The following is a 21,746-nucleotide window of genomic DNA, read 5'->3' as shown; positions in this document are numbered from 1 at the left end:
ACGCTCGGCAGTGCGCCGATCTATTCGGATCCGCCAGCTACGTGCCGGCGGATCGTTATCTTCAGGAGCCACGCATGCAAAGCCCAACGAACGCGCCGCAATCCGGCGTCAATGGCCAAGGTCGTGTAACCCCATCGAGTGCATCGCTCGACAAAGCCTCACCGAGCCTTTCCCAGGAGTTCAACAGCTTCCTCGCGGATGTCGAGGATCTGTTCAAGGAAACCGCCTCGCTCACCGGAGCCGATCTGGATCAATTCAAGGCCAGGCTGGGCACGCGTATCGCAACGGCCAGGGCATCTCTGGAGAGCATGGGCGACGTGATCGTCGAGCGCGCCCAGAACACTGCCAGCGCGACCAACGACTACGTGCATGAGCGCCCCTGGAGCGTGATCGGCGTCAGCGCGGCAGCCGCTTTCCTGGTCGGGCTGCTGGTCGCCCGTCGCGGATAACGATGAGTCTGCTCGAGTGCCTACTGGGCTCGCTTGCAGGGTGGGTTCGTGGATCAGGTCGTTCTTCACGTGGCGGACGCCGCCAATGGCACTGGTGACCTGAACCGACTGGTCGGCCTGTCACTGAGAATCGACGGAGCCGGTCAGTTGCACTGCCTGGGCGCGATGCCTGCTTGATTGTGGCTTATTCGCGGGTCTGTACGCCTGCGCACCAGACGCATCAGTTGCCCCCTCGATATGACGAAACCAGGACATGCAGGGCGGCGCGTCGATGGTCGAAATGAACCATCGACGCGCCGGCGTGGCTCAACGCTCAGCCTGCACGGCCTGGATGATCACCTTGGCCACTTCGGCAGGCTGCGATTGCTGCGGCACGTGGCTGGCGTCGATTTCCGTGCTGCGCGCGTCGATCTTCTTGGCGAAGTCACGCTGCATTTCCGGCACGATCATGCGGTCTTCACTGGCGACGATGTACCAGGACGGCTTCTGCTTCCAGGCTGCGACGGTGGTGCGCTCATCGAAGGCCGCCGCACGGATCGGGCCCTGGGTGGCGGTCATGATTGCCGTTTGCTCGGCTGGCAGATCCTGGGCGAAATCGGTGGCCATGCCCTGTGGCGTCAGGTAGAGGAAACCGTTCTTGTCGGCTGCGATCTGGCTCGAACCCGGCGCGGTGCGATAACCGCTGTAGAGTTCTCCGCTGGACTGGCCGGCGTTCGGTGCGAAGGCGGCGACGTAGACCAGGCTGCGCACTTTCTCGTCGGCACCGGCCTGGCTGATCACCGTGCCGCCCCAGGAGTGTCCGACCAGTACCACATCGCCTTCCTGATTGTTCAGCACGCGTTGGGTGGCGGCGACGTCGTCGGCCAGCGAGGTCAGCGGGTTTTGTACCACGGTGACCTTGATGCCTTTTTCCTGCAGCAGCGGCACGACCTTGGCCCAGTCGGAACCATCGGCGAAGGCGCCGTGGACGATCACCACCGAAGGCTTGGCATCGGCAGCCTGGCTGCTGGCGGCGAAGAAGGGGCTGGCGATGGCGAGTGCCAGGATAAGCGGCTTGGTATTGAACATGATGGAATCTCCTGTGCTTGGGGGAGTTCAGTGTCGATAATGCGGCGGTATCCCGGTATCGGTCGTTTATCCGAGGCCAGCGAAAAACTGGAGAGCTGCAATGCAGGTGAATGACGCCGTCGCGCTCGAAGACGCCATGCTGGCGCTGGCCATGGTCGGCGACCTGAGCATGGGCCAGCCCATCGACCAGTCGCGGCGCACTGCACGCCTGGCGCAATGGCTGGTACAGGCCAGTGGCGGCGATCAGGCCCAGGAGAATGCCGCCCGACAGGTGGCATTGCTGCGCTGGTCCGGTTGTACCGCCAACGCCGATGGCTTCATGCGCCTGTTCGGTGATGATGTGAGCGGCCGCCGCGACATGCTCGCGCATACCCTCGATGCCGCCGGCCAGCGTGCCATGCTGCGCACCACACCGTTGGCCGTGGTGCATTGCGAAGTGGCCGGCGAGGTTGCCCGTACGCTCGATCTGCAGGCCGAGGTCGAGATGGGGCTGCGGCATATCTTCGAATGCTTCGACGGCAGCGGCCGGCCACAAGGCCTGCATCATCCTGATATTCCCGACGTGGTTTACCACGTGGTACTGGCAGGCGATCTGGAAATCCTCTCGCGGGTGCATGGTCTTGAAGCTGCGTTGCAGTGGATCGGATCTCAGGGTGATCGCCGTTATCCCGCGGCGCTCGCTGACCTGCTCATATGTCATGCGGCGGATTGGCTGGAAGCCTTGCGCACGCCAGAGGTGATGCCGCCCGCTGCCGGGGCAGAGGTTTCCCTGACCCTGGTTGGCGATGTGATCGACCTCAAATTGCCCTGGTTGGCTGGCTATTCACGCCAGGCGGCCAGCCTGGTGCGTGATGCTGGCCGGCTTCTGGGCCTGCCCGAGCCGCGCATCGAGTTGCTGGCCAAGGCGGCGCTGATCCACGGCATGGGCCGGGCGGCAGTGCCCAATCGAATCTGGAGCACGCCGGGCCCGCTGCTTGAGGGCGACCTCGAATCGGTACGCCTGGTGCCGTATTGGACGCACCGCGCTTGCAGTCAGATCGGTGGCCTGAGCGAAGCCGGACAACTGGCTGCGCACGCCTACGAACGGCTGGATGGCAGCGGCTATTTCCGCTCACTGAGCGGTGATGCCCTGAGCGCCGAACACCGACTGCTGAGCGCGGCGCTGGCCTGGCTGGCACTGCGCGGCGATCGCCCGTGGCGCGCAGCCTTCAGCGATGAACAGGCCGCTCGGCTGTTGCAGGCTGAGGCCGAGCAAGGTCGTTTCGATCCTCGTGCCTGCCAGGCCGTGATCAGTGCCGCGCATGGCGAGCAGGCGCCGCTGCTCAGCAAGCCTGGCAACGGCCTGCTCAGCGAACGCGAGGCGCAAATCCTTCAGCGCATCAGCACCGGGGCAAGCAACAAGGAAGTAGCACGCGACCTGGGCATCAGCCCGAGCACCGTGCGCACCCATGTCGAAAGCATGTTCCGCAAGCTACAGTGCTCGACGCGTGCGGCGGCGACTTTGAAGGCGCTGACGTTGGGGGTGATTTGAGGGATCAGTCGCCCCCTCCACCGCCACCATCGCCCCCGCCGCCCGAGTCGAAGCCCCCGTCACCGAATCCAGGACTGGAGTCCTGCCCGCTCAGGCCGCTGCGCTTCCTCTTGCCCGGACGCGTCCTGGGTCTGGAGCGCTGCCAGGAATAGATGAAGATCACCACGAACCCGGCGGCGATCAGTAGCAGAATATCCATGTGTATTTCCCTCCATTACCTGGCGCTCATCCTAGGACGTAATGACGCTCGAAGTAAGGCTGAGGGAAGCGCATAAACGCAGAAGCCCGCACATTGGCGGGCTTCTTAAATGGCGCACTCGGCGGGATTCGAACCCACGACCCCTGCCTTCGGAGGGCAGTACTCTATCCAGCTGAGCTACGAGTGCGTTGCGGGGCGCAATCATACGCATCTCGGCGGTTAGCGTCCATTCTGCATGAGTGTGCATTATTCAGAACGCGCTTTACACTTTTGAGCCTATTCAAAGGCTGTTTGGGAAGTTTTTGTCATTATTTTGCGGTTTTTGTCTGGCCGCCTATTGCCCTTTACCCCGGCCGATCCTAGGATTCGTTTGAGATTTCAAACGGCGTGTTCGGTCATTCTGAACCCTCACACGTTCAACGGCTCTGAATCCATTACCAGGCCCCGCACGGCTCATGTTCAGCCTGCGGGTTCTGTCCGTGACTCCAACGACTTACGCCGACGCCCGGGTGTCGGAACTGAAGGAGACTGCCATGCAACTGAAAGACCCCCAGCTGCTGCGCCAACAGGCTTACATCGATGGCCAGTGGCTGGACGCCGACAGCGGTCAGACCATTGCCGTGAACAACCCGGCCACTGGCGAGATCATTGGCCATGTTCCGAAGATGGGCCGCGCGGAAACCCGCCGCGCCATCGAGGCTGCCGAGAAGGCGCTGCCGGCCTGGCGTGCGCTGACCGCCAAGGAGCGTGCCAACAAGCTGCGTCGCTGGTTCGAGCTGCTGATGGAAAACCAGGATGACCTGGGCCGTCTGATGACCCTGGAGCAGGGCAAGCCGCTGGCCGAGGCCAAGGGAGAGATCGCCTACGCCGCCTCCTTCATCGAGTGGTTCGCCGAAGAAGCCAAGCGCGTCTACGGTGACGTGATCCCCGGTCACCAGCCGGACAAGCGCCTGATCGTGATCAAGCAGCCGATCGGCGTCACTGCGGCCATCACCCCATGGAACTTCCCCGCCGCGATGATCACCCGCAAGGCCGGCCCGGCCCTGGCCGCCGGTTGCACCATGGTGATCAAGCCGGCTTCGCAAACCCCGTTCTCCGCCCTGGCCCTGGTCGAGTTGGCCGAGCGCGCCGGCATCCCCAAAGGTGTGCTGAGCGTGGTCACCGGCAGCGCCGGCGAAGTGGGTGGCGAGCTGACCAGCAACCCCATCGTGCGCAAGTTGTCCTTCACTGGCTCGACCGAGATCGGTCGTCAGCTGATGGCCGAGTGCGCCCAGGACATCAAAAAGGTGTCGCTGGAACTGGGCGGCAACGCGCCGTTCATCGTCTTCGATGACGCCGACCTGGACGCTGCCGTCGAAGGCGCGCTGATCTCCAAGTACCGCAACAACGGCCAGACCTGCGTCTGCGCCAACCGTATCTATGTGCAGGACGCGGTCTACGACGCTTTCGCCGAGAAGCTGATCGCTGCCGTATCCAAGCTGAAGATCGGCAACGGTCTGGAAGACGGCACCACCACCGGCCCGCTGATCGACAGCAAGGCCGTGGCCAAGGTGCAGGAGCACATCGAGGACGCCGTGGGCAAAGGCGCCAAGTTGGCCCTGGGCGGCAAGCCGCACGCGCTCGGCGGCACCTTCTTCGAGCCGACCATTCTGCTCGATGTGCCGAAAACCGCAGCAGTGGCCAAGGAAGAGACCTTCGGCCCGCTGGCACCGCTGTTCCGCTTCAAGGACGAGGCCGAAGTGATCGCCATGGCCAACGATACCGAGTTCGGCCTGGCCTCCTACTTCTACGCCCGTGACCTGGGCCGCGTGTTCCGCGTGGCCGAAGCGCTGGAGTACGGCATGGTGGGTATCAACACCGGCCTGATCTCCAACGAAGTCGCGCCGTTCGGCGGCGTGAAGGCTTCCGGCCTGGGCCGCGAAGGCTCCAAGTACGGGATCGAGGACTACCTCGAGATCAAGTACATGTGCCTGGGCGGCATCTGATGCCAAGACGGGGCAAGGTGCGAAAGAGCGTGCGGCGCCCCGGTTGTAAGTCGTAACCCTATTGAGTCCCTTGCGGCCCGGTTCAGTCGATTATCGCATGCTGAACCGACCACCCGCCGGGGGCGACCATGAGGACACCATGAGCAAGACCAACGAATCCCTGCTGCAACGCCGCCAGGCCGCCGTACCGCGCGGTGTCGGCCAGATCCACCCGATTGTCGCCGAGCGCGCCGAAAACGCCACCGTGTGGGACGTCGAAGGCCGCGAGTACATCGACTTCGCCGGCGGTATCGCCGTGCTGAACACCGGCCACCTGCATCCGAAGGTGATCGCCGCCGTTCAGGAGCAGCTGACCAAGCTGACCCACACCTGCTTCCAGGTGCTGGCCTATGAGCCCTACATCGAGCTGTGCGAAGAAATCGCCAAGCGCGTGCCGGGCGACTTCGCCAAGAAGACCCTGCTGGTCACCTCCGGCTCCGAAGCTGTCGAGAACGCCGTGAAGATCGCCCGTGCCGCCACTGGCCGCGCTGGTGTTATCGCTTTCACCGGCGCCTACCACGGCCGCACCATGATGACCCTGTCGCTGACCGGCAAGGTCGTGCCGTACTCCGCCGGCATGGGCCTGATGCCCGCTGGCGTGTACCGTGCCCAGGCACCGTGCCCGCTGCATGGCGTGAGCGAGGACGAGTCCATCGCCAGCATCGAGCGCATCTTCAAGAACGACGCGCAGCCGCAGGACATCGCCGCGATCATCATCGAGCCGGTGCAGGGCGAGGGCGGCTTCTACGTCAACTCGCCAGCCTTCATGCAGCGCCTGCGCGCCCTGTGCGACCAGCACGGCATCCTCCTGATCGCTGACGAAGTGCAGACCGGCGCCGGCCGTACCGGCACCTTCTTCGCCACCGAGCAGCTGGGCGTGGTGCCGGATCTGACCACCTTCGCCAAGTCCGTTGGCGGCGGCTTCCCGATCTCCGGCGTATGCGGCAAGGCCGAGATCATGGACAAGATCGCCCCCGGTGGCCTGGGCGGCACCTATGCCGGCAGCCCGATCGCCTGCGCTGCGGCCCTGGCCGTACTCAAGGTGTTCGACGAAGAGAACCTGCTGGCCCGCTCCAACGCCGTGGGCGAGAAGCTCAAAGCCGGCCTGAGCAAGATCGCCGAGAAGCACAAGGTGATCGGTGACGTACGCGGCCTGGGCTCGATGGTCGCCATCGAGCTGTTCGAGGGCGGTGACGTGCACAAGCCGGCTGCCGAGCTGGTGGGCAAGATCGTCGCCAAGGCGCGCGACAAGGGCCTGATCCTGCTGTCATGTGGTACCTACTACAACGTCATCCGCTTCCTGATGCCCGTCACCATCCCTGACGCGCAACTGGAGAAAGGTATTGCCATCGTCGCCGAGTGCTTCGACGAGCTGGCCTGAGCTGGAACATGAGCGCGCTTCTGCGCGCTCAGGAAAGGACCCGCCTTGATGCGGGTCTTTTTTTGTCTGGCCGTTTCGTCGCGCGCGCCTTGCGCGGCGAGATTGCCGGTGCACAAGGCGCGTTATGCACGACGTTCAACGGCGGGAAAAAAGCCCGCACGCGGCGGGCCAAAGGGTGACAAGCAACAGCAGGATTCGGGGTGGCGGGAACCTGCCAGGCACTTCCCAGTCAAGTGCTTACTTGGGTTCGAAGATCACATAGACCTTGCGGCAGGCTTCGAGCACCTCCCAGGTGCCGGAAAAGCCGGCAGGAATCACGAAGCGGTCGCCCGTGCGCACGGTCTTGGCGTTGCCATTGGTATCACGTAGCACGGAAACACCCTGCAGGATTTCGCAGTATTCGTGCTCGGTGTAGTTCACCGTCCACTGGCCGACGGCGCCCTCCCAGATGCCGGTGCTGAACTGACCGCACGGACTGCTGTAATGGTTGCGTACGCTTTGCTCGGGGTCGCCCTTGAGCACTTTTTCCGGTGCGGGACGGTAGTGTTCAGCGGCCGTGCCGGCCTGGGCGAAGTCGACGATCTGATCGATGTTCATCTGGCTGTTCCGTGGTTTCGGTGGCGGCAACCGCGTGACCAGCGGGGCCGTCACGGGAAAGTCGTGGCAGCAGTCTATGTTTAAAAAAACGAACATGACAAGGGCTTTTGCCAGCCTGTGTCAAAAATATTGAAAAGCCACAGCCCTCTGGTTTAGTGTGGCGAACAGGATTTGGCCAGCGACCTGGCCTTGCAGAATTATTGACAGTGCGTGCCCTCGCGGGCGCCGCTTCCACCTATTGAGAGGATGCCGGAATGACTAGCTTGACTCGTGCCGACTGGGAACAGCGCGCCAAGACCCTGACCATCGAAACCCGTGCTTTCGTTCATGGCGAATATCGCGCCGCCGAGTCCGGCGCCACCTTCGAGTGCATCAGCCCGGTCGACGGCCGCCTGCTCGGCCTGGTGGCCAGCTGTGATCAGGCCGACGCCGAAGTGGCGGTCAAGGATGCTCGCGCCACGTTCGATTCCGGTGTCTGGTCGCGTCTGGCTCCGGCCAAGCGCAAGAAGGTGATGATCCGTTTCGCCGAACTGATCGAGCAGCATGGCGAGGAGTTGGCCCTGCTGGAAACCCTCGACATGGGCAAGCCGATCAGTGATTCGCTGAGCATCGACGTGAACAGCGCTGCCAACGCTATCCGCTGGAGCGGCGAGGCCATCGATAAGATCTACGACGAAGTCGCCGCCACCGCCCATGACGAACTGGGCCTGGTCACCCGCGAGCCGGTGGGGGTGGTCGCTGCAATCGTGCCGTGGAACTTCCCGCTGCTGATGACCTGCTGGAAGCTCGGCCCAGCGCTGGCCACCGGTAACTCGATCATCCTCAAGCCGTCCGAGAAATCGCCGTTGACCGGCATCCGCATCGCCCAGCTGGCCATCGAGGCCGGTATTCCGGCCGGTGTGTTCAACGTGCTGCCGGGCTTCGGCCACACCGTGGGCAAGGCGCTGGCCCTGCACATGGACGTCGACACCCTGGTGTTCACCGGTTCGACCAAGATCGCCAAGCAACTGATGATCTATGCTGGCGAGTCGAACATGAAGCGCGTCTGGCTGGAGGCCGGCGGCAAGAGCCCGAACATCGTCTTCGCCGACGCTCCGGATCTGCAGGCTGCTGCCGAAGCCGCTGCCAGCGCCATTGCCTTCAACCAGGGTGAAGTCTGTACCGCCGGCTCTCGCCTGCTGGTGGAAAACGCCATCAAGGATCGCTTCGTGCCCATGGTGGTCGAGGCGATCAAGGCCTGGAAACCGGGCAACCCGCTGGATCCGGCAACCAATGTCGGTGCGCTGGTCGACACCACGCAGATGAACAACGTGCTGAGCTACATCCAGGCTGGCCATGACGACGGCGCCAAGCTGGTGGCCGGCGGCAAGCGGGTGTTGGAAGAGACTGGCGGCACCTATGTCGAACCGACCATCTTCGACGGCGTGAACAACGCCATGCGCATCGCCAAGGAAGAAATCTTCGGCCCGGTGCTGTCGGTGATCGGCTTCGACAATCAGGACGAGGCCATCGCCATCGCCAACGACACCGTCTATGGCCTGGCGGCAGCGGTATGGACCAGCAACCTGTCGCGCGCCCACCTGGTTGGCAAGGCATTGCGCGCCGGTAGCGTGTGGATCAACCAGTACGACGGCGGCGACATGACCGCGCCGTTCGGTGGCTTCAAGCAGTCCGGTAACGGCCGCGACAAGTCGCTGCACGCATTCGACAAGTACACCGAACTGAAGTCCACCTGGATCAAGCTGTAACGATAGCGGGGCGATCTCCTGGTCGTCGGCCAGGTAATCGGCTTACCTCTCCCATTTATGGAAGAGGGGCTGGGGGAGAGGGCCGAGAATGCAGTGAAACTGCCGGCTACCTCGCTCTTGAAACCTACGGCCGGGTTCCCGAGGAACCCGGCCGTTGTCTTTGCAGTGGCTCGTCAGCCAAGGAACTCGCCAATGCGTTGGGGCACCTATTTCGCCGTTTGTTCGGCGGTCATCAGCATCGGCCTGGCGTTGGGCGTGACCATGCCGCTGGTTTCGTTGCGCCTTGAGAGCTGGGGCTACGACTCCTTCGCCATCGGCGTGATGGCAGCGACTCCGGCAGTCGGCGTGCTGCTTGGTGCGCTGCTGGCCGGGCGTCTGGCGGCGCGCTTCGGTACCACCGGGCTGATGCAGTTGTGTCTGCTGCTGGGCGCGGTGTCGGTGGTGGGGCTGGCGCTGGTGCAGAACTACGCGGTGTGGGTCGGCCTGCGCCTGTTCATCGGCGTGGCACTGACCGTGGTGTTCATCCTCGGCGAAAGCTGGATCAATCAGCTGGCAGTGGAGAAGTGGCGCGGTCGTCTGGTGGCGCTGTACGGCACCGGTTATGCCCTCAGCCAGCTCAGCGGGCCGTTGTTGCTGACGGCGCTCGGTACGGCCACCGATGCCGGCTTCTGGACTGGCGTGTGCCTGCTGATCGGCGGCTCACTGATCCTGCTCGGGCGCACCGGTGCACCCAAGGTGGATGCGCACAGCGCCTCGGGCCGTGGGCTGCTGGTGTTCTGCCGCAAGCTGCCTGCGATTGCCTGGGCGGTGATGCTGTTCGCCTCCTTCGAAGCCATGATGCTGACCCTGCTGCCGATCTACGGCCTGCGCCAGGGCTTCACCCAGGAGGTGGCGCTGTTCATGGTCAGCGTGGTGGTGGTGGGCGATGCGGTGTTGCAGTTGCCCATCGGCTGGCTGGCCGACCGCATGTCGCGGCAGTTGTTGTTCCGCTGCTGCGGCATCGTGCTGCTGGTGTCCAGTCTGGCGATTCCACCGTTGCTGCATACGTCGGTGATCTGGCCGGTACTGGTGGCCTTCGGTGCCAGTGCGGGCGGCCTGTTCACCCTGTCGCTGATCATGATCGGTGAGCGTTACCGCGACGACGAGCTGGTGCGCGCCAATGCCCACGTCGCCCAGCTGTGGGGCTTGGGCTGCCTGATCGGGCCACTGGCCACCGGCGCGGTCAGCCAGTGGCTGAGTGGCCATGCGCTCCCGCTGCTGATGGCCACTGGGGCCTTCGTGTTCATCATCCTCGCCAGCCGGCAGGGTGCCTTCAGCGAGATGGAAACGGCGCGTCCCTGAACCGGCTCAGCGCCACTGCCCGAGATCCTGCGTGTGCTGCAGATCGGCCTCTTCGATCAGCTCGGCGATGGTAGCGCCGATCTGCTTCACCGCTGCCTCGATGGTCGCGCTCGGCGGCTCGGCGTAGTTGAGGCGGATGCAGTTACGGTACTTGCCGGCTGCGGAGAAGATGCTGCCCGGCGCGATCTGGATCTTGTGCGGCAGCAGGGCGCGGTTGAGTTTCAGGCTGTCGAACCCCTGGGGCATCTCCACCCACAGCATGAAGCTGCCCTGCGGGCGGCTGACCCGTGTGCCAGCCGGGAAATAGCGGCTGACCCAATCCACCATCAGGTCGCGGCTGCGCAGGTACTGCGCGCGCATACGTCGTAGGTGCGGTTCGTAGTGCCCGTCCTTGAGGTACTCGGCCAGGGCCAGCTGCGGCAACTGTGCGGTGCTGCCGGTGCCCAGGTACTTCATGTGCACCACTTGCTCGAGATAACGCCCCGGAGCGATCCAGCCGACGCGCAGGCCTGGTGCCAGGGTCTTGGAGAAGGAGCTGCAGAACAGCACGCGGCCGTCCTCGTCGAAGGACTTGATGCTGCGTGGGCGCGGGTAGCTGTAGGCGAGGTCAGCGTAAACGTCATCCTCGATGATGGCCACGTCGAAGCGCTGCGCCAGGGCCACCAGAGCGCGCTTGCTGGCGTCGGGCATGATGTAGCCGAGCGGGTTGTTGCAGTTCGGCGTGAGCTGGATGGCCTTGATCGGCCATTGCTCCAGGGCCATTTCCAAGGCGTCGAGGTTGATTCCGGTGAGCGGGTCGGTGGGCAGTTCCAGCGCCTTCATGCCGAAGCCCTTGAGTGCCTGCATCACGCCATGAAAGCTCGGTGAATCGACCGCGACGATGTCGCCGGGCTGGCAGATGGCGCGCACCGCCGCCGACAGCGCCTCATGGCAACCGGTGGTGACCACCAGGTCTTCGGCTTCCAGTTGGCAGCCGGAGTCGAGCATCAGCCGGGCGATCTGTTCGCGCAGGCGAATGTCGCCGCGAATACCGCCGTAGGTCAGCACCTCCGGATCCTGTCGGCGTGCCTGGCGTGACAGGTTGCGCAGCAGCGGTTTCAGCGTCGGGCCGCTGATGTCCGGGCGACCGCGGCCCAGTTGCAGCATGTCGTGCTGCGGTGAGCTGCTGATCAGCTCCAGCACGTGATCCCACTGCGAAACCTCGACCGGTCTTTGTGCTGCACGGCTGATCTGCGGCAGTGCGGGCACTTGCCGCCCCAGAGGGACGAAGTAGCCGGACTTCGGTCGTGGCGAGGCCAGGCCCATGTCTTCCAGGTGGCGGTAGGCCTGCTGCACCGTGCTGAGGCTGACGCCGTGCTCCTGGCTGAGGCTGCGTACCGACGGCAGGCGGTCGCCGGGGCGGTACAGCCCCTGCTCGATGCGGGTGCCGAGCAGCTCGGCCAGATTCAGATAAAGCGTCATGACAGTCGTCCGGTTCGTACAGGGTGTATTGGCTGAGACCAGTACAGATCAATGCAAAAATTCCCATTCAGGGAAAAATTTGCGAAATCTGTATGGAGTTAATAAGAGTTTTTTGAATCTGTCATGGACTTTCTGTTCTCGGCATTCTGATCACCCATGACAGAAGGCAACGGGAGCGCAAACATGACCGGGTTCAGCAAGACAGATTTTGCCGCAGTGGGCGAGGTTGTACGGGTAGCGGCCGGGAAGGGCGAGGTTCGCTACTTCGGCCGCGACTGGCCGGCTTTCTGGCGGCGTCTTAACACCCGTCGCGTTCTGCTCAAGCTCAATGACCAGCAACTGCGCGATATCGGTCTCAGCCGCGCTCAGGCCGAGCGCGAGGCGAACCTGCCGTTCTGGAAGCTGTGAATGACACCCTGTCGTCGATAGGCGTGCGTTGAAATTCGGAGACACAGATGGTTCCGCTGAACGACTTGCTGCTCTTCGCCGGGGCAGCATTGTTGATGGTGCTGACGCCGGGCCCGAACATGATCTACCTGATCTCGCGTTCCATTTGTCAGGGGCGCAAGGCAGGCGTGATCTCGCTGCTGGGTGTCATCCTGGGCTTTCTCGTGCACATGTTCGCCGCAGCACTGGGCATCACGGCCCTGTTTCTGGCGATTCCCATCGCCTATGACCTGCTCAAATGGGCGGGGGCAGCCTACCTGCTTTACCTCGCCTGGCAGGCTGTCCGGCCCGGTGCACGATCACCTTTCGAAGCCCGGCAATTGCCGGCAGACCCGCCCTCGCGGCTGCTGCTGATGGGGTTTCTGACCAATGTGCTGAACCCGAAGATCGCTGTGTTCTACCTGTCGATCTTCCCGCAGTTCGTATCGCCTGAGCATGGCTCGGTATTCCAGCAGAGCATCCTGCTCGGGCTGACCCAGATCAGCGTCAGCTTCACGGTCAATCTGCTCATCGCCCTGTTCGCCGGCAGCCTGTCGGCGTGGCTGGTGGGCAGGCCACGCTGGCTGGTCGCGCAGCGCTACGTGATGGGCGGCGTGCTGGCCGGGTTGGCGCTGCGTCTGGTTTCCGAGCAACGCAGGGTCTCGTCCTAGCGCCCGACACGGATACATGTCGGTGCTCTGCGCTAGGGTGCGCCGCGTGCACCCGTTTTCGGGCACTGCCGTTCTGGAGGCTGTAAGCCCGGATTGCATTTGAGCCTGGTTAGTGAGACGGCTTTGGTGGGTTATGGATTGGCATTTGCTGTTGTTGTTTTCTGCGGCCTTCACGGCCGCAGTTGCCGTGCCTGGGCCGAACGTTGCGTTTGCGGTTGCGCAGGCGCTCAAGCATGGAGTCAGGGCGACGTTGCCTGGCGCATTCGGCTTCGGACTGGCGACCGCCGTCCACGCGACCGTGGTGCTGTTGGGCGTCGGTTTGCTCATCCATGACAACCGTTGGGTGCTGACTTATTTGCGTTGGGGCGGGGGGATCTATCTTGCCTCCCTGGCGTTCGGCTCCTTCTTCACCACGTCCGGATCAAGCGACGCGAAGACGGAGATGTCGAGCCAAAGGAAGATGTTCGCCGATTCCTTTCTTGTCTCCTTGACCAACCCCAAGGGGTGGTTGGCAAGCCTGCTCATTTACCCCGGCTTCATCAGCCCGCATTTTTCGTACGTCATCCAGGCTGTCGCCCTGAGTCTGACGGCGATGATCATTTCGCTGTCGATCTATGGCGGATAAATGTTTCTCGCCCACAAGGCGCGTGCGGCTTTCGACAACAGAGCCGCACTCAACAAAGTCACCGGTGTGATTTACGCAACGGTCGCGTTGTGTCTGGTGCTACTTCCGTATTGAGCGCCCGCAATCAACGGCGCCTTATCGATCACGGCACTACAGCAGTTCTTTCAACCGATGCCAGGCCATTCCCAGCGCCAGCAGTGGTGAGCGCAGGTGCTTGCCGCCGGGGAAGGTCATGTGCGGCACCTGGGCGAACAGGTCGAAGCCGCGACTTTCCTGGCCGGCAATGGCTTCGGCGAGCAGCTTGCCGGCCAGGTGCGTGGCGTTGACGCCGTGACCCGCATAGGCCTGGGCGTGGAAGACGTTGGCTTGATCCTTGAGTCGGCCGATCTGCGGCAGGCGGTTGGCACCGATGCCGATCATGCCGCCCCACTGGTAGTCGATGCGCACGTCGGCCAACTGCGGGAAGACCTTGAGCATCTTCGGCTTCATGTAGTCGGCGATATCGGCTGGATCACGCCCCGAGTAGTGGCAGGCGCCGCCGAACAGCAGGCGGCGGTCGGCGGAGAGGCGGTAGTAGTCCACGGTCACGCGCTGGTCGCACAGCGCCATGTTCTGCGGGATCAGCTGGCGAGCCTGCTCTTCGGAGAGTGGCTCGGTGGCGATGATGTAGCTGCCGGCCGGTAGCACCTTGCCGCTGAGGGTTGGATTGAGCCCGTTGATATAGGCGTTGCAGGCCAGCACCAGGTTTTTTGCACGCACCTGGCCGTTGGCGGTGTGCACGCGCACCTCGCTGCCGTAGTCAATGCGCGTCACTGGCGACTCTTCGAACAGCTGCACGCCCAGCGACTGGGCGGCGGCGGCTTCACCGAGGGCCAGGTTGAGCGGATGTAGGTGCCCCGAGCCCATGTCGATCATCGCGCCGCAGTAATTGTCCGAGCCGACTACTTCATGGATTCGCTCCGGCGGTACCAGACGGATCTCATGGCGATAGCCGAGACTTTCCAGCTCGGCCTTGTCCTCGGCGAAACCTTCGTAATGAGCAGGCTTGTTGGCCAGGTCGCAGTAACCCCAGGTCAGGTCGCAGTCAATCTGGAACTGTTCGACGCGGTTGCGCACGATCTCCACCGCTTCCAGGCCCATCAGCTTGAACTGACGCACGCCTTCCTTGCCCACCACGGCTTCGAACTGTTCGACATCATGACCGACGCCACGAATCAGCTGTCCGCCGTTGCGTCCGCTGGCGCCCCAACCAATCTTGCGCGCTTCCAGCAGTGCTACCGAGAAGCCTTTCTGGGCCAGCTCGATGGCGGTGTTCAGGCCGCTGAAACCGCCGCCGACGATGCACACGTCCACCTGCAGATCACCTCCCAGGGGCGGGTAGGCCTGCTGGCGATTGACGCTGGCGGCGTAATAGGAGGCGGCATGCTGTGGGCTGTGGACGGGCTGTTGAACGCGGGCGTTCATGTGCGAAATCCTGATTTTGTTGTGTGGAAAATTCAACGCAGCATAAGCGCGTGATCCGTCCTGCGCCAAGTGTCAGTCGGAAAAAACACGCGGGACAGTAGGGTGACGTCGTGCGCTTCGCTCGGGGATCGTTGTGCAGCGCGATGCGCCCTTCAGGGGGGCGGGCCGTCACCCTGCGGGCAGGCGCCTGCACGGCGCGGTAAACTGTCGCCTTCGTTTCCAGGCGCCCGCGCATGAGTTGCACAGACCGCAAGATCGATCACCTGCGTCGACAGATTCCACGCTTCGACTGCGTGCCCGGCTGCCACGACTGCTGTGGGCCGGTCACGGCGTCGTCCGAGGAACTGGCGCGCCTGCCGGTCAAGAGCGATGCCGAACATGATGCGGCGCTGGCCGAATACAACTGCGTGCATCTGGGGCCGAACGGCTGCGAGGTGTATGACCAGCGCCCGCTGATCTGTCGTCTGTTCGGCACGACACCGCGTCTGCCTTGCCCGCATGGCCGCGGGCCGGAGCAGCCGATCGAACCAGCGGTGGAGCGCCAGGTGCACCGGCTGATCGCCACGACGCGACAACGTCTGGTGTAGTGGATTTCTCAGTGCGTGGATATAATGCGACTCAATTTCAATTAGTCGTGTGTCGCCGCCATGACCAAATCCTCCTCCAGCGTCGAGCTGATCGGCGCCCTTGCGCTGCATTACGATGAGCTGGTCGAGTACATTCGTCGGCGTTTCCAGGGCAGCCAGTTCGCCCGTGAGGTGGTGCACGATGTCTGTCTGCAGCTGCTGGAGAAACCGCCGCAGCAGCCGGTGAACCTGCCTTTTTCCTTTCTGCGCCGCGCTTCGTTCAATCGTGCCATCGACCGCCGTCGTGCCGATAACACGCGCAACGCCTACTTCGAAGTGACCGCCGAAGTGCCGGACTGGCACGTGCACGAGCTCGATGGCGCCGCCGCACTGGATTTCGAACAACAGCTCGAAGCCCTGTTGGCCATCATCGACGCTTTGCCGGCCCGCGCCCGCCAGGTATTTCTGCTGCACCGCATCCACGGCATGCCGCAGCGCGAGATCGCCGACGAGCTGGGCATTTCCACCAACATGGTGACCCAGCATTTCTCCCGCGCCATGCGCAGCATCGCCAGCGACTGGGAGCCGGCGCGGCGAGCGCTGGCCGGGCGGGGCTGAGGCATGGCTCAGTCTGATCGTTCCGACGGCGTAGCCGGCAGCGACCCGCTTGCGCCATTCGAGCACGCACTGCGCAACCGCGTGCCCTCGCGCGATGCGCTGCTTGCGGAAGCCAAGGCGCAAAGCGCTCGCCAGCGTCGGCGCAAGCAGGCGCTGGGTGGTGGTCTGGCTACGTTGTTGTTGGGTTTTACCGTATGGAGTTTCGATCCCGCCTGGCATAGCGAAGATGTACGTACCGCCGTCGGCCAGCGTGACAGCCTGCAATTGGCCGATGGCAGTCGGGTAGTGCTCAACAGCGCCACGCATCTGCGCATCGAGCAGCGCCTGCGCAGTCGGCAGATCGAACTGCTGAGCGGCGAGGCGACCTTCACCGTAGAGCATGGCGACAAGCCCTTCATCGTGCGCAGCCAGGATGTCTCGGTGCGTGACATCGGCACCGTGTTCAATGTGCGCAGCGATAGCCGTGGCGTTGCCGTTGCCGTGCTGGAGGGAGAGGTTGAGGTCTCCACCCGGCAGTCAGCGCCTCAGCGTTTGCAGGGTGGTCAGCAGACATTGGCTCATGCGGGCCGGGTTGGTGCCGGCGAGGCGGCGAACATGGAGCGCGTCACTGCCTGGCAGCACGGCAAGCTGCGCTTCGACGGCACGCCGTTGAGTGACGTGATTGCCGATATCCAGCGTTATCGCCAGGCGCCGGTTCGTCTGGCCGACCCGCGTATCGCCAGCCTGCGCGTATCCGGCGAGTTCGACAGCGATGCCGTCGAGTCGCTGCTCGACCTGCTGCCGGCGATCCTGCCGGTGGCGCTCATGCGCAGTGCTGATGGCAGCGTGACGATCAGCGGGCGCTAGCTCTTTCAGCTTCGTTTGGGAGGGGCTTTAGCCGCGAGCTTTTGACTCTGTACCGAGGCAGTCGCGGCTAAAGCCCCTCCCACGATTGCCGATACCAGTCCCGAGAAGGTAACGAGAATTTTTTGCATCTCGACCTCAACATCGCCCGACGCTCATCCGCCACTCCCTGTGAACGTCATTTCTGATCGCGTCACCGGGGAGATTCATGAACACCAAACCATCATCGCGCCGTTCTCGGCTGAGTCGTCTTTCACTGCTGGCGGCTGGCATCGTGCTGGCGTCCACCCTGAATGCGCAGGAGGCCACCTACACCCTGAAACTGCCAGCGCAACCGCTGGATCAGGCACTCAATGCGTTGGCCGGACAGACCGGTAGCCGCATCCTGTTCGCCACCGAGATTGCCGCTGACCAGCAGGCGCCTGCCTTGAGCGGCGAATTGACCCTGCAACAGGCCCTGCAGCGTCTGCTTCAGGGTACTGGGCTTACGGTGCAGGAGACCGGTGATGGCAGTTACGTGATCGCCGAGCTCGCTTCGGCTGGCGCCACGCTGAACCTCGGCGCGATCACCATCCAGGGGCAGGGCATGGGCGAGGCGACCGAGGGATCGGGTTCATACACCACTGGTCTGGTCAGTGTTGGCTCCAAGACCCCGGTCAGTCTCAAGGACACCCCACAGACGGTGTCGATCATCAGTCAGCAGATGATCGAGGATCAGCGCATTACCACCTTGCCGGAGGCTATGAAGCGAGCGCCGGGCATCACCGTGCGCAACAACAACTATCACGTTCAGCAGTTCTATTCGCGTGGCTTCGGCATAGACAACGTGCAGATTGACGGTGCTTCGCCGATGGATATCGGTACCGGACTGGGCACGTTCTATAGCGACCGTCTTTACGACATGGCGCCCTATGACCACGTGGAGGTGCTGCGTGGCGCCAGCGGTCTGTTGGGTGGCACGGGTGATCCGGGTGGCATCGTCAACCTGGTGCGCAAGCGGCCATTGGACAGCTACCAGCTGAAGTTAAATACCTCTGCCGGCTCGTGGGACAACTATCGACACGAGATCGACCTCACCGGCCCGTTGGCTTTCGACGGCAAGCTGCGTGGACGTGTGGTGGCCGCGTACACGGATCGCCAGTACTTCATGGATAACCGCAGTACCGAGAAGCCCTTTCTCTACGGCATCTTCGAGGCCGATCTCAGCGACGACACCATGCTCACGGTGGGCGGCAGCTACGACAAACTCAAGGAGAACGGCACGGGTGACGGCCTGCCGCGTTACAGCACCGGCGGTGATCTGAAGTTGCCTCGCAGAACCTGGTACACCACCGGTCAGGCCTGGTCCGATAGCTACACCCGTGAGTGGTTCATGAAACTCGATCACCACTTCAATGAGGATTGGAAGCTCAACACTTCTTACACGTACTCCTACAACGGCTCCATCACCGAGGGCATCATCCCCTACGGCTCCGTGGACGAGACCACCGGCACTGGCCCGTACTGGTGGGGCAGCTACGTCTCCAGCTGGAGCAAGCAGCAGGTGTTCGATGTGAACCTTTCAGGGTATTTCGATGCCTTCGGACGGCAGCACGAGCTTCTCGTCGGCGGTGATTATCAGAAGGTTACCAGTCGCTGGCGTGCAGCCCAGGGCATGCTGGGTAAGGGTGACCTGATCGACATCTGGAACCCTGGGGCCACACCGCTGCCGCACCACAATACCAACCACAGTTTCTGGCGCGACTACCACCCCAACGGTCGTGAACAGTACGGCCTGTACTCGACGCTACGCCTACAACTGACCGATCCGCTGAAACTGGTGATCGGCGCCCGCGCCCAGCGCTACAAGTTCGAGCAGGCCTACAGCATGCGTGCGCAGGACGGAACCGGGCCGTGGACGCTGCAGGATGATGTGTTCGAGCGCCAGCCGACCACGCTTGTGCCCTACGGTGGCTTGATCTATGCGCTGAACGATGAATGGTCGACCTACGTCAGCTATGCCGAGGTGTTCAAGCCTCAGGCGCAGAAGCTCCAGGGGCCATTGGATGCGAAGAAATCCATCGAACCCATGACCGGCAAGACCTACGAAACCGGTATCAAGGGCGAGCTGCTTGGCGGCAACCTGAATGTCAGCGCCGCGCTGTTCTACACCACGCGTGAGAACCAGGCGGCGGAGGATCCGGCCTACCCGAACCCTCCGTTCAGCTACAGCGCTTCATGCTGTTTCCTGGCTCAGGACAAGATCACCAGCAAGGGCATCGATCTCGAAGCGACCGGGGAAATTGCGCCAGGCTGGGACATCATGGCCGGCTACACCTACAACCAGATCCATAACGACACCGAGGAGAGGCTCTACAGCACCGTTACGCCCAAGCACCTGTTCAAGCTGTGGACGCTGTACAACCTGCCGGGTGAATTGTCCGACTGGCGTATCGGCGGCGGTGTGACCGTGACCAGCCCGACCTATGTGGAAGGCCAGGCATATCGTTTCGACAGCAGTTGGAACGTCATCGACAGCCGCGACTACGATTTCAGTCAGTCGGGCTACGCGGTCTACGATGCGATGGTCGAGTACGACGTCGACCAGAATTGGACGGTCGCTCTCAACGGCAACAACCTGTTCGACCGCCGCTACTACGCCAGCGTCGGTACGTCCGAGTACGGCAACTACTACGGCGAGCCTCGCAATTTCACCCTGACTCTGCGCGGTACCTTCTGGTAAGCCATTTGCGCTGCACAAGAACGCCCGCAGCGATGCGGGCGTTCTTCGTTCTGCCGCTGTTCTACTCCGGCACCGGCAGCGCCAGACTCTCCTTCACCTCTTCCATGACGATATAGCTCTTCGATTCGCGCACGTGCGGTAGCTTGAGCAGGATGTCGCCGAGCAGCTTGCGGTAGCTGGCCATCTCGTTGATGCGCGCCTTCACCAGGTAGTCGAAGTCGCCGGACACCAGGTGGCACTCCAGCACGTGCGGCAGCTTGAGCACGGCGCGACGGAATTCCTCGAAGGTGTCACCGGACTTGTAGTCCAGGCTGATCTCGACGAACACCAGCAGGTTGGCCTTGAGGTTCTGCGGATTGAGGCGGGCGTGGTAGCCCATGATGATGCCTTCGCGCTCCAGGCGGCGTACGCGCTCGGTGCAGGGCGTGGTCGACAGCCCCACCCGCTCGCCCAGTTCGGTGAAGCTGATGCGCCCATCCTCCTGCAGGATACGGAGGATGTTGCGGTCGATCTTGTCCAGTTCACGACGGCTTTGATGCTGGGTTCTCATGGGGAATCCGCCTCTGTAAAACGGCTTTTTGCCAAGAATTCTCGCCAAATATAGCTGTGTATATGGTGAAAAGCACTGCGTTGCTCTTCCTATACTGCGGCCATCGACAACAATGGCCTGTAACGTACGTGCCTTGGGCGCGGCGGGGAGAAAAACATGCGTGTTCTGGTTCTCGGCAGCGGTGTGATTGGTACCGCCAGTGCTTACTACCTCGCCCGTCAGGGTTTCGAGGTGGTGGTGGTCGACCGCCAGAATGGCCCGGCGCTGGAAACCAGCTTCGCCAACGCTGGCCAGGTTTCTCCCGGTTATGCCTCGCCCTGGGCTGCTCCGGGTGTGCCGCTGAAGGCCATCAAGTGGCTGCTGCAGAAGCACGCGCCACTGGCGATAAAGGCCACTGGCGACGTCGACCAGTACCTGTGGATGGCGCAGATGCTGCGCAACTGCACCGCCAGTCGCTACGCGATCAACAAGGAGCGAATGGTGCGTCTGTCCGAGTACAGTCGCGATTGCCTCGACGAGCTGCGTGCCGAGACCGGCATCGCCTACGAAGGTCGCCAGCTCGGTACCACTCAACTGTTCCGCACCCAGGCTCAGGTCGATGCTGCTGCCAAGGATATCGCCGTACTGGAAGCCTCCGGTGTGCCGTTCGAGCTGCTCGACCGTGACGGCATCGCCCGCGTCGAACCGGCCCTGGCTGGCGTCAAGCACAAGCTGGCCGGCGCCCTGCGCCTGCCCAACGACCAGACCGGCGACTGTCAGATGTTCACCACCAAGCTGGCGGACATGGCCAAGGGGCTCGGCGTCGAGTTCCGCTTCGGTCAGAACATCCAGCGTCTGGACGCGGTCGGCGACCGCATCAACGGCGTGTGGATCGACGGCAAGCTGGAAACCGCCGACCGCTACGTGCTGGCTCTGGGCAGCTACAGCCCGCAACTGCTCAAGCCGCTGGGCATCCGCGCACCGGTTTACCCGCTCAAGGGCTACTCGCTGACCGTGCCGATCACCAACCCGAACATGGCGCCGACCTCGACCATTCTCGACGAGACCTACAAGGTCGCCATCACCCGTTTCGATGGCCGTATCCGCGTTGGCGGCATGGCCGAGATCGCCGGTTTCGACCTGTCGCTGAACCCGCGTCGTCGCGAAACCCTGGAGATGATCACCTCCGACCTCTATCCGGAAGGCGGCGACCTGCAGCGCGCCGATTTCTGGACGGGCCTGCGCCCGGCTACGCCCGACGGAACTCCCATCGTTGGCGCCACCGCCTACCGCAACCTGTTCCTCAACACCGGTCACGGCACCCTGGGTTGGACCATGGCTTGCGGCTCCGGTCGTTTGCTCGCCGACCTGATGGCCAACAAGCGTCCGCAGATCAGCGCTGATGGCCTGGATATCTCGCGTTACTCGCGCAAGGCGCGTGAAGTGCACAGTGCACCGCAGCCGCTGCGCACCTGATAGCCTT

The 21,746-nt window shown here is 63.0% G+C and carries 23 protein-coding genes and 1 tRNA gene; 17 read left to right on the top strand and 7 right to left on the bottom strand.

Annotated features, from left to right (window positions below; translation table 11 throughout):
• The first annotated feature begins 74 nt into the window (after positions 1–74).
• The gene (locus C7A17_RS08935; RefSeq protein WP_158704649.1) at positions 75–449 is read left to right on the top strand and encodes an ElaB/YgaM/YqjD family protein; all 375 of its coding nucleotides are present in this window, start codon (positions 75–77) and stop codon (positions 447–449) included.
• Positions 450–497: 48 nt separating this feature from the next.
• The gene (locus C7A17_RS27190; RefSeq protein ID WP_267895735.1) at positions 498–626 is read left to right on the top strand and encodes a hypothetical protein; all 129 of its coding nucleotides are present in this window, start codon (positions 498–500) and stop codon (positions 624–626) included.
• A gap of 129 nt (positions 627–755) precedes the next feature.
• Here the strand turns inward: C7A17_RS27190 and C7A17_RS08930 are convergent, their stop codons facing one another.
• Positions 756–1,517, bottom strand: coding sequence for an alpha/beta fold hydrolase (locus C7A17_RS08930; RefSeq protein ID WP_106737698.1), 762 nt, complete (start codon positions 1,515–1,517; stop codon positions 756–758).
• Between the two features lie 100 nt (positions 1,518–1,617).
• Between C7A17_RS08930 and C7A17_RS08925 the strand changes: the two genes are divergently transcribed.
• Positions 1,618–3,048 carry an HD domain-containing phosphohydrolase gene (locus tag C7A17_RS08925; RefSeq protein ID WP_199796407.1) on the top strand — a complete coding sequence of 477 codons (1,431 nt, stop codon included), beginning with the start codon at positions 1,618–1,620 and terminating at the stop codon, positions 3,046–3,048.
• A 4-nt stretch (positions 3,049–3,052) separates the two neighbouring features.
• Here C7A17_RS08925 and C7A17_RS08920 read toward each other — a convergent pair whose 3' ends face one another.
• Together C7A17_RS08920 and C7A17_RS08915 are read right to left on the bottom strand one after the other, a co-directional pair.
• A complete protein-coding gene (locus C7A17_RS08920) occupies positions 3,053–3,247 on the bottom strand; it encodes a hypothetical protein (RefSeq protein ID WP_106737697.1) in 195 nt (64 codons plus the stop codon).
• Between the two features lie 110 nt (positions 3,248–3,357).
• A tRNA-Arg gene (locus C7A17_RS08915) sits at positions 3,358–3,434 on the bottom strand.
• A gap of 346 nt (positions 3,435–3,780) precedes the next feature.
• On the opposite strand from C7A17_RS08915, the gene gabD reads away from it, so the two are divergent.
• From gabD to C7A17_RS26730, 3 genes are all read left to right on the top strand, one after another.
• Positions 3,781–5,232 carry an NADP-dependent succinate-semialdehyde dehydrogenase gene (gene gabD, locus C7A17_RS08910; protein ID WP_106737696.1) on the top strand — a complete coding sequence of 484 codons (1,452 nt, stop codon included), beginning with the start codon at positions 3,781–3,783 and terminating at the stop codon, positions 5,230–5,232.
• Positions 5,233–5,371: 139 nt separating this feature from the next.
• Entirely contained in the window at positions 5,372–6,652 is a 1,281-nt protein-coding gene (gene gabT, locus C7A17_RS08905; RefSeq protein ID WP_106737695.1) for a 4-aminobutyrate--2-oxoglutarate transaminase, read from the top strand.
• Positions 6,653–6,660: 8 nt separating this feature from the next.
• Positions 6,661–6,831 carry a hypothetical protein gene (locus C7A17_RS26730; RefSeq protein WP_158704648.1) on the top strand — a complete coding sequence of 57 codons (171 nt, stop codon included), beginning with the start codon at positions 6,661–6,663 and terminating at the stop codon, positions 6,829–6,831.
• 58 nt (positions 6,832–6,889) lie between these two features.
• On the opposite strand, the gene C7A17_RS08900 is transcribed toward C7A17_RS26730, so the two are convergent.
• The gene (locus C7A17_RS08900; RefSeq protein WP_106737694.1) at positions 6,890–7,249 is read right to left on the bottom strand and encodes a cupin domain-containing protein; all 360 of its coding nucleotides are present in this window, start codon (positions 7,247–7,249) and stop codon (positions 6,890–6,892) included.
• On the opposite strand from C7A17_RS08900, the gene C7A17_RS26725 reads away from it, so the two are divergent.
• The 3 genes from C7A17_RS26725 to C7A17_RS08890 all read left to right on the top strand — a co-directional run bounded on the left by C7A17_RS26725 (position 7,242) and on the right by C7A17_RS08890 (position 10,338).
• Entirely contained in the window at positions 7,242–7,382 is a 141-nt protein-coding gene (locus C7A17_RS26725) for a hypothetical protein (protein ID WP_158704647.1), read from the top strand. The two genes, C7A17_RS08900 and C7A17_RS26725, sit on opposite strands and share 8 nt — an antisense overlap.
• Positions 7,383–7,503: 121 nt before the next feature.
• Positions 7,504–8,997, top strand: a complete 1,494-nt coding sequence (locus tag C7A17_RS08895) for an aldehyde dehydrogenase (protein ID WP_106737693.1) — start codon at positions 7,504–7,506, stop codon at positions 8,995–8,997.
• Positions 8,998–9,189: 192 nt separating this feature from the next.
• The gene (locus C7A17_RS08890; protein WP_106737692.1) at positions 9,190–10,338 is read left to right on the top strand and encodes an MFS transporter; all 1,149 of its coding nucleotides are present in this window, start codon (positions 9,190–9,192) and stop codon (positions 10,336–10,338) included.
• A 6-nt stretch (positions 10,339–10,344) separates the two neighbouring features.
• On the opposite strand, the gene C7A17_RS08885 is transcribed toward C7A17_RS08890, so the two are convergent.
• Complete coding sequence (locus C7A17_RS08885) at positions 10,345–11,799, bottom strand: aminotransferase-like domain-containing protein (RefSeq protein ID WP_106737691.1); 1,455 nt, start codon at positions 11,797–11,799, stop codon at positions 10,345–10,347.
• 183 nt (positions 11,800–11,982) lie between these two features.
• On the opposite strand from C7A17_RS08885, the gene C7A17_RS08880 reads away from it, so the two are divergent.
• From C7A17_RS08880 to C7A17_RS08870, 3 genes are all read left to right on the top strand, one after another.
• Entirely contained in the window at positions 11,983–12,207 is a 225-nt protein-coding gene (locus C7A17_RS08880) for a DUF1127 domain-containing protein (protein ID WP_106737690.1), read from the top strand.
• Positions 12,208–12,254: 47 nt separating this feature from the next.
• Positions 12,255–12,896, top strand: coding sequence for a LysE family translocator (locus C7A17_RS08875; RefSeq protein ID WP_106737689.1), 642 nt, complete (start codon positions 12,255–12,257; stop codon positions 12,894–12,896).
• A 133-nt stretch (positions 12,897–13,029) separates the two neighbouring features.
• Complete coding sequence (locus C7A17_RS08870; protein ID WP_234035898.1) at positions 13,030–13,521, top strand: LysE family translocator; 492 nt, start codon at positions 13,030–13,032, stop codon at positions 13,519–13,521.
• Positions 13,522–13,671: 150 nt separating this feature from the next.
• On the opposite strand, the gene C7A17_RS08865 is transcribed toward C7A17_RS08870, so the two are convergent.
• The gene (locus C7A17_RS08865; protein ID WP_106737688.1) at positions 13,672–14,985 is read right to left on the bottom strand and encodes an NAD(P)/FAD-dependent oxidoreductase; all 1,314 of its coding nucleotides are present in this window, start codon (positions 14,983–14,985) and stop codon (positions 13,672–13,674) included.
• Positions 14,986–15,218: 233 nt separating this feature from the next.
• On the opposite strand from C7A17_RS08865, the gene C7A17_RS08860 reads away from it, so the two are divergent.
• The 4 genes from C7A17_RS08860 to C7A17_RS08845 all read left to right on the top strand — a co-directional run bounded on the left by C7A17_RS08860 (position 15,219) and on the right by C7A17_RS08845 (position 19,734).
• Complete coding sequence (locus C7A17_RS08860; protein WP_013713450.1) at positions 15,219–15,572, top strand: YkgJ family cysteine cluster protein; 354 nt, start codon at positions 15,219–15,221, stop codon at positions 15,570–15,572.
• 60 nt (positions 15,573–15,632) lie between these two features.
• Positions 15,633–16,169, top strand: coding sequence for an RNA polymerase sigma factor (locus C7A17_RS08855; RefSeq protein ID WP_106737687.1), 537 nt, complete (start codon positions 15,633–15,635; stop codon positions 16,167–16,169).
• A gap of 3 nt (positions 16,170–16,172) precedes the next feature.
• Positions 16,173–17,015, top strand: coding sequence for a FecR family protein (locus C7A17_RS08850; protein WP_106737686.1), 843 nt, complete (start codon positions 16,173–16,175; stop codon positions 17,013–17,015).
• 205 nt (positions 17,016–17,220) lie between these two features.
• Entirely contained in the window at positions 17,221–19,734 is a 2,514-nt protein-coding gene (locus C7A17_RS08845; protein WP_106737685.1) for a TonB-dependent siderophore receptor, read from the top strand.
• A gap of 61 nt (positions 19,735–19,795) precedes the next feature.
• On the opposite strand, the gene dadR is transcribed toward C7A17_RS08845, so the two are convergent.
• Positions 19,796–20,284 (bottom strand): transcriptional regulator DadR, encoded by a 489-nt coding sequence (gene dadR, locus C7A17_RS08840; protein ID WP_017678280.1) that lies wholly within the window; start codon positions 20,282–20,284, stop codon positions 19,796–19,798.
• 156 nt (positions 20,285–20,440) lie between these two features.
• On the opposite strand from dadR, the gene dadA reads away from it, so the two are divergent.
• Positions 20,441–21,739 carry a D-amino acid dehydrogenase gene (gene dadA / locus C7A17_RS08835; protein WP_106737684.1) on the top strand — a complete coding sequence of 433 codons (1,299 nt, stop codon included), beginning with the start codon at positions 20,441–20,443 and terminating at the stop codon, positions 21,737–21,739.
• Positions 21,740–21,746 lie beyond the last annotated feature (7 nt).

It is taken from the genome of Pseudomonas mendocina (genome assembly GCF_003008615.1).
Lineage (GTDB): Bacteria > Pseudomonadota > Gammaproteobacteria > Pseudomonadales > Pseudomonadaceae > Aquipseudomonas > Aquipseudomonas mendocina_C.
The sequence above is the reverse complement of the archived record's forward strand: the minus strand, read 5'-3'. Positions and strand labels throughout refer to the sequence as shown.